The sequence below is a fragment of the Bradyrhizobium sp. STM 3562 genome (assembly GCF_045571435.1).
GTDB lineage: Bacteria > Pseudomonadota > Alphaproteobacteria > Rhizobiales > Xanthobacteraceae > Bradyrhizobium.
In genome coordinates this window covers 5,786,583-5,799,264 of sequence record NZ_CP120694.1, presented here as the reverse complement: position 1 = coordinate 5,799,264, position 12,682 = coordinate 5,786,583, and the positions used below count along the sequence as shown (strand labels likewise).

The window sequence follows — 12,682 nt, the reverse complement described above, 5'->3', positions numbered from 1 at the left end:
GATGATCCTCATTCGATGATAAAGCCGGCGCCGGTTAGTCCTGGTGCGCTGGCGCGAGGCGCATCGCGCTCACGGGGCGGCCGCGCCACGGTGTTCATGAAAATTCGCCCTGCGTCTGAGGAAGGTACAATGCGGTCGCTCGGCGCGCTCATCCGGTTCGGGTTCGATCCGGGCCGCACAATGTAAGGCGTGACAATGATGACCAACTCGGTTTCCTGCTTTTGAAATGAAGAGGAGCGAAACAGCGCACCAAGAATCGGTACGTCGCCCAACCAAGGAAACGTCGTGATATCAGTGTTGAAGTTGCGCCTGATCAGCCCGCCAATTGCAAAGCTTTGTCCGCTCGCGAGCTCGACAACAGTCTCCGCACGTCGCGTAGAGAGAGCAGGCACGGACATGCCGTTGAGTTTGACTTCACCTTCTTTCGAAATTTCGCTGACTTCCGGCTTCACGCGGACATTGATTTGATTATTGTTAAGAACGGTCGGGACGAACTCAAGGCTCACGCCGAAATGGCGGAACTGGACGGACACTTGCCGATTTTCCTGCATGACAGGAATCGGAAATTCGCCGCCGGCAAGAAAGCTAGCCGATTCACCAGACATCGCGGTGAGATTAGGTTCAGCAAGTACGGAAGCCAGATGCTCGCTCGCGAGCGCGTCGAGAACGGCGCCGATGCTAACATTGCCGGCGCTAAAACTGGCCCCCACGGTGCCACCGCCGTTGGCGCTAGCAGTCCCGCCACTCTTGCCACTACTAAACCCGAAAACAAAAGTGCCGCTTTGACCCATGGCCGAGAGGTTGATCCCAAGCTCCTTCATGGCGCTCCGCGAGACCTCGGCTACGCGCACACTTAGGTTTACCTGGAGCGAACCCGCCACCTGGATCTTATTGACCACCAGTGCACCCGGACCGAGAAACTGCTCGGTCACCTTCATGGCCGTGTCGACCACATCAGCGCTCGGAGCCGCACCGCTAAGGATCGCGCCGCGCGGCGTATAGTTGACCTGGATCGGATAATCGCCGACCTGGGCCTTGAGCATTGCGCGCAGATCCTCGATAGGTTGCGTGACGACGATCCGTAATTCGGCGAGCGCCTCACCATTATCGTTCAACGCAAACAGGCTCGTCCGTCCCGACTTCTTCCCAAAGACGAAGATGCTCGTGTTGGACGGCGCCTGATAGTCCGCGATCGTTGGATCGGCGATAAAAATGCTCGCAGCTGGCGCGCTCAGATGAATTGTCTTGCCGAGCGAAGATGAAAGGGTCACCGTCCCATTGATGCTCTCCGGCGTGGCACGTGCGCCGGCACTAACCTCCCGTGTTGTCTGAGCTCCGGCAGTACATGGTGATGCCAAAAGAACGACGCACAGCAGGTGGAAAAGTGAAGTAAAACGAGCATTCAGACCGGAGCCGGCGGTTGCAGAGCGACGGTCGCGAATGCTTCTACTGCTAAGATGGATTTTCAACGTCGTCCTTGCTTTCGGTTTGGTTCGCTTACGCCGCGGACGCCGCACTCGCTAATTCCAGTACGTAGCCAATGCCTCGCGCGGTTTTGATCCGCAATGTCGCGCCCGACTGGCTTAAGTGACCGCGCAATCGGTAAATGCCGACTTCAAGCGCATTCGTCGAAACTTCGTTGTCAAAGGCGTAAAGGCTGTCTTCAAGACACGCGCGTGGTACCGTGCGGCCTGCGCGGCTGAGCAGATGCTCTAGAATGCACACTTCACGACGTGCAATCCTCAGGGGCCGACCATCCACCGACACTTGCCGGGCGATCGGATCGAATTTTAAATTCCCGAATGTGACAATCGGTGCGATCATTTGTGTTGACCGCCGTAGGATGGCTCGCATCCTGGCAATGATTTCATCAATTGACACGGGCTTGGGCAGAAAATCATCGGCTCCGCCATTGAAGATGGCGATCCGCCGACTGAGGTCGTTGAGACGGCTCATCATCATAGCGGGAATGGAGTGGCCATCGCGCCTTAAGCGCTTTAGCCAGTCTAAACCGTCTCCGTCCGGTAAGACCAATTCGAGAAGAAGGATATCGTAGCTCGCGCAATCAAGAGCTGCCGTCGCCTCATCCAGCGTGCGTGTGACATCAACCGCGAAACCGCGATTTGAAAGCGTGGCCTGCAGAGCACGGGCAAGGTCTGCTTCGTGGTCGACGAGTAGTGCTCGCATTTTGGTCGCCTTTTTTTCAAGTCATGTCGGAATGACTGCGCAAATCACGCTCTTCGCGCGGCGGAGTAGAGTGCTGCATACAATGCACTGAGCGGCCCGGGAGCGAGAGTGCGCACCGGCGTTGCCTACATCCAGAGCCGCCCGTGCCGTGCGCAAGCCCGCAGCCATGTGGACCCACTTGATCTGGGAGCGGCGGTTGGCCAAACCTGTTCTCGAACTGGGATCGAGCGCTCTGTTCCGGTCAGCTGGCAATGATGCAAGAATAGCGCACAAGCCTCTCGAAGCGCTTGAACACTTGCCAACACGAATGGCCGAGGTTGGTATCTTGTCCAGCGCATCGCCGAGGTTGAGAGCGGGCGTTTGAGCGGACAGCTTGAGCTGTGCAGCGGAGCTATACGGCCCCACCTGGCGGGTTTGAGACATTCGCAGTTCTTGCTAATTGTCGGGAGGAGGTCGTCTGGTGAATTATGTCGCGACCTTTGTCTGAAACCCTACAATCTAACGCTACGTGCGATTCAAGTGCCTTCGTAGCTCGTTCCGTGAAAATATTAACGAATACTGGGCTGCCGCCCCGGCGAGCGTAAGTATGCTACCAAACAGCGGTAGCTTATTTGGAAACCACTATTCACTTGCTCCGGAGATCAAAAATCTACTCTCGTGGAGAAGTTCCCACCCAAGAGGCGACGCGCGATCGTGTCAGAACAGGGACAGAGCGATGTAGGACATTTGCTCTTGAGTAGGATCTATATCAGAAAATCGTACGCGCGATTCGATGCGGAATTCGCGCCAGATCGACGGCCCCGGCAATCGAAAGGCCGATGCCTCACTCAAGCTCGGAGCAGGCGGAGCTTTGCTTGGCAGTCAAGATCTACCCAGTCTATCGAACTAATGTCGTTGGTCAAACTGTCGGCTGCGTGAACATCAAAACAATAATACTTGGCTCAAGCACTTGAACCGGTGCGGGCTCGTCCCAACTGCTCCAGCCTCTCGAAAGCCTCTTCGCTCTGGCGTACCAGCCGAGGAAAGACGGCCAGAAACGAGCTGGCCGCCTTTATGATTGCGCCTACCGTGCTCTAGCTCCCCAGAGACGGCGAGATGATCTCTAAGATCGGGCCCCGTCGCCGAACCGCAGCGGAGCGTTGCGTGTTCGTGTTTTCGATCACCAGACGAACTTTGCTCCATCCGGCAGTTCGCAGACGAATTCACCCTGGTTCACAAGTTCAGCCGCCCCGACCGCGAGCTTCGACGCGCGCACCGTGAGCTTGCCCTCGCGGCTCAGACTATGGCGAATGTATTCCGTGACCGCGTGTCCCGAGCTGTCGATCGTTTGATGCGCATTAGCAAAGCTGATGCCGTTCTGGGCGGTCACCCTGAAGGCAGTGATAACGAGGCCGCCTTGCGTTGCCGGCCCCGGCTTGGCGCCGTCGACGGTCGTGCAGCGGCTCAAGTCGAGTATGAGCTTCACATTCTTGCCGGCCTGCAGAGCACTGAGCACTTCCAGGTATTTCGGCGAGGGCTCATCGGCTTTAGCGATCGCGCTTATGCTCAGAGCCAAAAGCAAGGACAACGCGATCGGCAGCTGTCTGCCCCTAATCTGCATATTCTCTTCTCCTAGAAACGAAAGGCTGCACATCTGCCAACGTGCCCGCTGTCGTATTGCCAAAGAGTTCGGCCGCTTAGTACTTCGGGTCGCGTTAGCTTTAAGACAATTACAATCTGACGCTGCGTGCGGTTCAACTGAAAATGAAACGGTCGCGATCTGTTCATGCCCTTCTTCGAGCGCTCGTCAGGTTCTGAACAGCTAAGTTCCTTATCAGAGAGTTCTGGATGTCGATGCCGTTTAGCGGACGGGCAGGATGACCGGACCGGAGATGATTGGACGCGTGCTCACGACAGCTTTGTGAGTCCATGGGCGGACTCTCAGCCGACGGCTTCTGCACGCTTTCACTTTATCTTTTCCTTCCGTCGGATTCGAAGTTTGCTACTGTGTAGATCTGCGAGGGTGCGATGGAGCGGGCCAACAGCAATTTCAACCTGTTCGATTTCGATGTGGAAGGATTCGCGCGGGCGTATTATCAGCAGCAGCCGGAAGGCCGGCAATCAGACGAGCCAGTCCAACAAACTGGTTTTGAGGAGCACTTGGGCGAGTTGCAACTCGGTCCATCCAGCGAAAGCTCTTCAGAAGCGGCTTCACCTGCTGCGCGTCCTGGACGGGGTGGTGCCGCGATCCGGCGCCCCGACGTCGGTGGTTCGATGCGCATGCCGTCGCGGGAGGACAATACGTTCAGCCGCACGCGCCATAGCGTAGACATCCCCGAGACTCTCCCTCAAACTTGGACACAAGAGCGCACGCAATCCGCTCTGCGAGATGATCTGTTCAACAGCGCGCGATATAGCTTCCCATCCGAGGCGCAGGACGCCACCAACGCCAAGGGCAGCAAGAAGCGCGGGCTGTGGTCGCGCATCAAGTCGGGGGTCGGCAAAGCCTTTGGGGCAAGCGGCAGCGAGAAGTCCTCCGGCGCCCCGGAGCAGCCAGGCATGTTTTCAACGAGGTTTCGAGTTGATTACGCAAGACAGCCCGGCCGGAACCGTGGAGGGCCTGTCCCTGCGGCAGACGAGGCGCTCATTGAAGACTTCAGAAACAGAGCGGCTGGCAACCTGAGCGACGGCACCATTAAAAATGCGGCAGGGGATCTGCGGCATTTGAGCGCTCGCCTCAACGCGAACGGCCGGCCATCAATTGCTGATCGAATTCGCCGGGAGCTGGAAAACGCGCAATTGGACGATCCGGAGGTGGGGAACCACCAGCTGGAAGCTGAGCTCGATGAGGATGTGGACGCCTATGCAAATGACCGCGGCAGGCGGATCAAGGCGGCCTTGAAAAAGCTTCGGGAGTTCGGCGCCGGAAACGCCTTGGAGGCTGATCTCCGCCGCCTCGTTCCCCATCGTGCAGACGCAACCCTCATCCGCATGTGGGCCGCGGCGGAAAAGGCGACCCACCGGGTCGAGCCGGAGACGATCGATAGACTGGCGCGCCGCTTGTTCAGGCTGAGTGACTGGCTGCGATCGAGCCACAGGTCGGCGATAGCTGACCGTCTCTTCACCGCTGGGTTGACCCAAGATGTCGAGGAGTACAGGCAGGAAACCGGGGATGGCAAAATTAACGCTGATTTGCTCAGGCTTGGGCGATACCAACAAGTCCTCGAGGCGAACAGGGCGCTCGGATTGAATCCTCCTGAGGACGCCGCTTCGCCTGCTGGGCAAGGCGGTCCAGAGGCCTCATCGCCGCAGGAGCTTCCTGCAACGCCAGCTACCCCGAGCGCGGGAGCCTGGAATTGGCTTGGCGAGCAGATCCACGGGCCTACCTCATCATTGCCACCGCCGCATCTCGGTTCGCAGGCCAGTTTGTCGCAAGGGATTCCCGGAACTCCGGCCACCCCGAGTGCAGGAGCTTGGGATTGGTTCAGGGAGCAGATGCATGGACCGGCGTCGCCATCGCCAGCGCCGCAACTGGTCCCGCACCCGAACCTATCGCGCGGGCTTCCTGCGAGTCCGCAGACCCCGAGCCAGGGAGCTTGGGATTGGTTCGGACAGCAGATGCAAGAACCTGCGTCCTCATCCTGGGTGAGGCGTCCATCGTCAAACATCTACGGGGATCTCGAGTCACTGGTTGATTTGAATCCGCCCACACCGTACGAACTGCGCGACGACGCTCGCTCTGCGCCGGCACCTGAATTCGGCGGAGCGCCATCGTTCGCTGGATCGTCAGGGGCCGCTCAGGAGCTACGGGATATTGGAACCATCGTGGGGCCGGACTGGCGCCACGGCTCCCAACCGGCCACAGACGTCTTGGTTGACGTACTGGGCAATATCAATCTGCTGCCGAACCAGTTCGGGCCAAGCCAGTTTGCGATCAATGGTGAGCGCTACTCGGCCACGTTCGGACCGGGAGGGCGCAGGGACGTTCGTCTCATCCATCATCCGCGCGCCTACGTGGCGGATGAAGCCGGGCCATCCAGTCGGCCCATGGCACCCAGTGACCGGGCTGGGCCATCCGTTCAGAGCCTTGCGCGATCCCGTGAGTCCGTACCCGATCTTGGCTTTCTCATTCGGGGCGGGTGGCAGCACCACGAACGCTTTCTTCCGGATTACCTTGTCCGGGCGTTAGAAGGCGAGCGCCTCATGCCCGCTGTCGGGCGCCCAACCTATATTAATATCCGAGAGGTGCCTTACAGGGCCGAGCTGGTACAAACGGACGGCGGCCCACGCGTTCGTGTTTATCCTGAACTTGGCTGAGGCGGAGCTTTGGCGGCCAATACGTTGCACCAGCAGCGCTTCATTGAGGTCAGGGCGATGGCTCGACCCTGAATAACCAAACACTGGGGAGAGGAAGCGGCCGGTCCCGAGCTCGCCGCCCATAATCGAGTGCAAGAGGTCCCACAGGAGGAAACATCGTAGCTAGGCTCCCTGACGCAGGAGGGCCACAGCCCGACAGGCTATGAGTCGAACGCGATCGGCGGCCGTCGTTCTCACAGCGACGCCGCGACAGAAGGAATCGCCGCTTAAATGCGCCGCGCGCTGGCTTTGCCCCGAGGACTTGCCTCGCCGCTGCTCGCGGCCACGAGGAAGCATGCTCGGGCCAAGCTCGAAGGTGCGGTGTGGATGTCTGCATGGCTTTGTGGGCGAGGTCCAAGTCACCTTCGAGCGGCGATCACGCTTAGTGCTCTGCTCCTGTAGGCGAGCTTGGGCCCATAAGTCCTAGTATGTGCCTGGTGCACCGTATCGCTCGTAAGGCCGCGAGCGTGCCCTCGCGCCATCATCAACGCCGCGCGGCCACTAGCCGTGCGCAAAGCGCTGACCTGAGTCGTACCAGGCACCAGGGGCCACACGCTGACAGCTTCTGGGGATCATGGATCGTTGACGTAAGAATGAGTTCTCTGGCGGCACCGTCCGGGATTCCCGACCGGCAATTGTTCGTGAGCATCGAGTGCCGCCACCGCTTGGTCCCTGACCGCTGGGTCAAATGCAAGCAGAGATTGACAGCACCAGCCATTGAGGGCCAGCTTTACAGCTGCAGGCCGTGATTTCCAAGCACCCGGCGCGTGACCTCGCGTTTGATCTCGCCAGCGATTTGGTTTCGGACTTGGGCTCCGAGCACCCGCTCGGCATCCAGGTCGCCTACTAGACCATGCTCGGCCAGTCGCTGATTCAAGCGGGTTTGAAACTCCTCGCCCATGGCTTCGACCAGCCGGTCTTGCATCGCCGCATGTTCGTCCGGAGCGATGCGCCTCAGCACCGTCTCCCAGGGGTGCCAGTGGCTTGCCATGTAGTCGGTGAACTGGCTTGCTTCCCGTTCCCGGACCAGGTCCAGCGCCTCCATCGCATCATCCTCGCTTACGTGAGAGACCGCCAGGAAGCGCATGTCAGGGGCGAGGTGGCTGAGCTCCAGCGGCGCGCGCAGCCGCTGTTGATAAGCCAGGTAGACTTCGACGTCGTCTATGCTCGGGTCGACGCTGAAGAGCGAGTTGAACCTGTCGCGCGCGATCTCGTCCAGCGCCTCCAAGCGGAACGCAACACGGCCGCGCTGGATCAGTTCGCCAAGCCGACCGTCATATACCCCGTCCTCGGCGTCAGCGTTAAGGCGCGCGGTCTGCATACCGTTCCAGTGCAGAGTAACACGATCCTCGCAGCTCGCGTTGGCCTCGGAAGCTTGTGCGAAAAACTGCTCGCGCAATCTCGGATTGGCCGCCGCCTGCCGCAGATCATCAGCCACTGCCTGCCGAAACTCGTCATTGCCGTAGTTCACCGTCCCTCGTAGCCTCTCCAGGAACTGTGCGTAGTCCTGGGCGCCTGGCTCATCCGCAAAGTGCTGCCACGCCTCGACGGTCTCCGGCTCGCCTTCGAGCCAGTCGGCGACGACCTGCTGGAGCGGCCGCGGCTCAATTTCGATCGGTTCTCCGGTCATCGTGACAAAGATCTGCGGGCCGGCATAGGCTGCGGCATTCGTGACCGTCGCCAGGGCGGTCTGCGTGGCCTCGGGCAGCGGATTGTCCTCGAGATTGATGCTGGACCCGAAGCGCATTTGCGTGAGCAAGGTCTCGGGCACGCCGGTAAGCCGGTTATTGCCGGCGTCGAACCATAGGAGATCGGCCGGGACTGTCTCGGGCAGGCTGGTCAGCCGGTTATTGCGGGCGCTGATCCACTCGAGCTCGGCCGGGAGGGGATCGGGTAGATTGGTCAGCTGATTGTAGTCGACGTTGAGGCGTTGGAGCCCGGTTGGAAGGTCGGGCAAGCTGGTCAGCTGGTTGCCGCTGGCGTCCAGCTCCCGAAGCGTTGGCGGAAGGGGCGGCAGACTCGTCAGCTGGTTGTTGTCGACGGTCAGGCGCCGCAGCGTCGGCGGCAGCTCTGCGGGCAGGCTCGTCAGTCCGTTGCTGATAGCGTAAAGCCGCCGGAGCCCGTCTGGAAGATCGGGCAGGCTGGTCAGATGATTGTTGTTGACGTTCAGTCGTCGGAGCTCGGGCAGAAGCGGAGCAGGCAAGGCGGTCAGGGACAGGGACGATAGATCCAGCCTCTCATTGATAACGCCGGCATCCCGCCAAGCCCTGGTTCGATCAACCGCCTCTTGCCTATTCTCGCCTTCACCCTGTCCGCCTTCTGCAGCCCAGGCCGTCAGGACAGCATCCTGCGACGGGGCGGCGGCCCACGTCCCCGCCTCCCTCAAGGCCTCGTCCCACTGCCCCGCGGCGGGAGATCCTGGTTCGGAGGTTTCGGACTCGGAAATTTCGGAAGGCGTGCCGGCGCCAGGCTGGACATGATCTGGATTCATGGATGCGGTCTCCTGGCTAACGAAATGAAAATGCGCTCGATCGCTGCTTCGTAGAACCGGAAGCTCGCAGGTGATTCACACAGCTAACAACGAAAGCGGGCAGCACGAGCCGCGGTCGCCAATCCAGAACATCCGAACGCACGGTCCCTCGTCCACAGAGTGGTCGCAGCCCGACGTAATACGTCCGCACGAGATCTGAATGCTCGAATGGGATTGATATTGTCAAAGGCTCCGTCCTATTCTCCTGTCCTAGATCTGAGCCGATCGGGCCGGACTTGTCAGTCCAGAGAGACCTTCTGATGCTACGAGGCTTAGCTGTCGATAAGCTGACGAGCCGAAAACCTTGAGGAACTACGAGCCTTTAAGATCGTTCGCACGGTGTTGTTGAATTCAATGCGGCAGTATCTAAAGCCCCTGACAGCTTTCCCAAACATGGCGTTGTTCAACCCGAGCGTTCCAGCATCAGCCTCGAGTCGAGATCACGAAAAATGCTGTAGTTTCGTCCGATCCATTGATACAACTCACTGGATGGATCCTTCTCGGTGCGTAGATAGCTTGTAAAAGAAAAATTCAGCCTATCGATATAGGTTTTTAGAAAGACCGGCAGCACGGGCAGGCGGAATACTGGCGCGCGGTGAATGCTGTCAGGTAATTCGCCGCGCAGCACGAATTGGTTATGGATGGTGATCAGCGCCGTGGGCGGAACCCGCCGCCGCAGCATCTCATAGCTACGCAATGAGAACCGGTCGGTACCGGCGAAGAATAGTATCACCGGCGCAACACGGCGGCGCGCCGCCTCTTTGATGAAGCCGATCACCTCGCACATCTTGAAGAATTCGTCGAAGGCATGGAAGCCGAGATCAACGACCTTGGTTACCCGATCATTGAGGATAAGCCGGTCCATCAACTGCATCTTCCCGTAGGTATCCGTCACGTCTGCCGTCTCGGTAATGTCGGGGAGATAGTCAAGTAGTGACGGCTCTTTCAAGTTGATATCGAAGGAGAGCACCCTGCCGTTCTTCAGCAGCAAGAATTCGCTCAGAAGCCTTGCCACGAGGGTCTTGCCGACCTGCGGGCTCGGAGAGCAGATGATATAGACCGGCGTCGCTAACATTATCGGCGGTGCATCAGAGCAGTTCTCGTGCGTAATTCAGCCGCGCAAAATCGGACAGAAGAGTCATTTCTCGCCGCTGCGGCTCACGGACGTAGCCCCCGCCATCTCCTTGAGGTTGATGCGGTCATACTCGCTCCAGACGTTTGCGAGCCAATGCCGCACATAGCCGCGCAGCACGAAGGAATAGTTTGCGGCATCGTCGCGCGGATCCTTATTGGCGATGAACTTGAGGAACGGAACGGAAGCGACCTCAACCTGCTCATACGCCATCTCGTCTAGCTTCGGAATGGTCAAATCGGTCGCGTCCTTGATGCGATGGAAATAGGAGTTGTAGGTCGAGTGGTCCCATTGGAAGAACTGGGTGTCATTGATGAAGTTCTTCACCAGGAAGTATTTTCCGCCATTCATGAAGTTTTCCGTCTCGGCGATCTCGTCCAGCGAGGCGATAGACGAGCCGAGGATATGGAACAGGGCGAAGGTGATCTGTCCGGTCCTCACCGCGTCCAAGAAGCCAATGTCGCGCAGCGATGTCAGGGCCGGAGAAAGCAAGCCCGCGCGAACATCGATCACGGTGACCGATAGGCCCGAGTTTAAGGTGTCAAAGATCTTCATCTGGTCCGCCGTCATCGTCATGTCGACGATCTCAGTGATATCGGGGTGGAAGCGCTTGAGCGTACCCCGGGGCGATTCCGTGTCGAATGCGCGCGTCTGCACGCTATGGATACTGAAGTAGTCCAGAAGTGTCCGACATACTGTCGTTTTGCCGACCCCGCCCTTATCCGCACCCACCACAATCACAACCGGCTTTGCCATTAGAATTCCCTTGAGAACGCGTTAGCGCCGATCGCGGATCACGCGAGCGGCAAGTCTGTGCTTTGGTCGTGAACATGGCGGAAAAAAGAGGTGATGAAATCGTTCAAGGAGTTACCAACCCATTTCGTCTGCGATCTAGATCAGCACACATGACGAAATGACGTAATCGCGCTTTTACGATAGATTCTCTAGATCTTCCGGACTGTGGAAGTCCCAAGCGCAGCGCTCATCATTGCGATCACCAGCGGCCCAAAGAAGGCCGACCGGAAGGCCCAATCCAGGAATCTAACAGCGCGTCAGCTTTCGCCTTCAACGCTGCTGCTTTGACCCCGTCGCGGGATGCTTGGCCTTAACTGCGACACTACTCCTTTTGCTGAGTAGTGGTCCTGTACGCGACCTCACCCGCCACCGTCACGTTCCAAACCGTGGCCGAGCATTCCAAAGAGGCAATAGGGAAAGAGATGAGGATTTCGAAAGCGTTCAATTGGCACCTTGGATCTATCCATCGTGTGGATGTTGTGCATCGAAACTATCGATTTTACCGACACAGAAACTGCGGATACAAGGTCGAGGTCAAATCCCAGCGCACAGCAGAATGATTGAGTCCCGTTTCGGAGAAAGGTGGAGAGACGGAGTATCAGCCAAGACTTATCATTGTGGTGGCGAAAACGTTCACTGGCCCTTCGCAAGCTGCATCAGGCCGGTTTGGCGCCGCAGATCAGCCGGGCCTCGGCTGCCGACAAACGTTTGTATAGGTCTTTTAACCCTTTCTATATCGGCCGCTTACCTGCGTAGAGTTGAGCCGATCTTTGAGTTCTTCTTAAGTTGCCCGAAGCTGGACGAACCCAGGGCGATCGGCGGGCCGGTGCGCAATCTGAGCTCCCCACAGATTGGTTCAGGGGGAGTCCTTGTAATTGAAATGTGTTGAGAACGGAGTTCAATGAAAATGCCGCAGTCTGCCACTGAAAGCCCGCCGGACTCTGTACAGCAGCCTGCTCAGCAAGCTTTCGGGCGTGATTTCGATCCAATATCACCGCTAGAGGTCCATCGACAGATCGCGTCCTTTTTGGACAAGCCAGATCCCGTGATCCTGGACATTGGCTGCTACGACGGATCTGATACGCTCCGTTTTCTTCGGCTTTTCCCAAAAGCTGAGGCCTACTGCTTTGAGCCAGATCCCCGTGCGATCGCTCGGTTCAAGAAGAATATCGATCCGTCCCTTGAGAAGGTGACTCTTTTCGAGATCGCAATCAGTGACAGAAATGGCCGGATCGATTTTCATCCAAGCAATGGCGATGGAGAAGCAAAGGGTTGGGCCCTCTCTGGGTCAATACGCCGGCCAAAGAACCACCTTTCCGAATATGCTTGGGTTCGATTCGATCAGCCCATCTCAGTGGAAACCAGAAGGCTGGATGACTGGTACAGTAACGCCAAGTTGGACAAGATCGATCTGATCTGGATGGATGTGCAGGGAGCTGAGGCAGATGTCATCGCGGGCGCCAGCGAGACCCTGAACAAGACGCGCTTCATTTACACGGAATACAGCGACAAGGAGCTCTACGAAGGGCAGCTATCGCTTCGAGCCATCCTTAACCTTCTGCCTTCATTCGAACTGGTCGCCCAGTATCCTCGAGAAGTAGAAGGCGATGTCCTGCTGAGGAACACGAAGCTCTAGAACCGCGGTTTCTGCGTCCCTCGGGCTATTTGGCGCAATCCTCGTGCATTGATGAGCCGGGCACTGG

Annotated in this window: 8 protein-coding genes; 2 read left to right on the top strand and 6 right to left on the bottom strand. The window is 58.3% G+C overall.

Annotated elements, in window-relative coordinates:
• Positions 1-8 precede the first annotated feature (8 nt).
• The 3 genes from P6U23_RS26965 to P6U23_RS26955 form a co-directional block, all read right to left on the bottom strand.
• A complete protein-coding gene (locus P6U23_RS26965; protein WP_407181590.1) occupies positions 9-1,406 on the bottom strand; it encodes a type II and III secretion system protein family protein in 1,398 nt (465 codons plus the stop codon).
• A 91-nt stretch (positions 1,407-1,497) separates the two neighbouring features.
• Complete coding sequence (locus P6U23_RS26960) at positions 1,498-2,187, bottom strand: response regulator (RefSeq protein ID WP_407175509.1); 690 nt, start codon at positions 2,185-2,187, stop codon at positions 1,498-1,500.
• A 1,159-nt stretch (positions 2,188-3,346) separates the two neighbouring features.
• Positions 3,347-3,820, bottom strand: coding sequence for a VirK family protein (locus P6U23_RS26955; RefSeq protein WP_407175508.1), 474 nt, complete (start codon positions 3,818-3,820; stop codon positions 3,347-3,349).
• Positions 3,821-4,194: 374 nt separating this feature from the next.
• On the opposite strand from P6U23_RS26955, the gene P6U23_RS26950 reads away from it, so the two are divergent.
• The gene (locus P6U23_RS26950; protein ID WP_407175507.1) at positions 4,195-6,483 is read left to right on the top strand and encodes a hypothetical protein; all 2,289 of its coding nucleotides are present in this window, start codon (positions 4,195-4,197) and stop codon (positions 6,481-6,483) included.
• A gap of 769 nt (positions 6,484-7,252) precedes the next feature.
• On the opposite strand, the gene P6U23_RS26945 is transcribed toward P6U23_RS26950, so the two are convergent.
• The 3 genes from P6U23_RS26945 to P6U23_RS26935 form a co-directional block, all read right to left on the bottom strand.
• On the bottom strand, positions 7,253-9,013 hold the full coding sequence (locus P6U23_RS26945) for an NEL-type E3 ubiquitin ligase domain-containing protein (RefSeq protein WP_407175506.1): 1,761 nt from the start codon (positions 9,011-9,013) through the stop codon (positions 7,253-7,255).
• Positions 9,014-9,455: 442 nt separating this feature from the next.
• Positions 9,456-10,127: a hypothetical protein gene (locus tag P6U23_RS26940; RefSeq protein ID WP_407175505.1), complete on the bottom strand. Its 672-nt coding sequence runs from the start codon at positions 10,125-10,127 to the stop codon at positions 9,456-9,458.
• A 63-nt stretch (positions 10,128-10,190) separates the two neighbouring features.
• Complete coding sequence (locus P6U23_RS26935; RefSeq protein ID WP_407175504.1) at positions 10,191-10,940, bottom strand: hypothetical protein; 750 nt, start codon at positions 10,938-10,940, stop codon at positions 10,191-10,193.
• Between the two features lie 940 nt (positions 10,941-11,880).
• Here P6U23_RS26935 and P6U23_RS26930 point away from each other — a divergent pair.
• Positions 11,881-12,615, top strand: coding sequence for an FkbM family methyltransferase (locus tag P6U23_RS26930; RefSeq protein ID WP_407175503.1), 735 nt, complete (start codon positions 11,881-11,883; stop codon positions 12,613-12,615).
• Positions 12,616-12,682 lie beyond the last annotated feature (67 nt).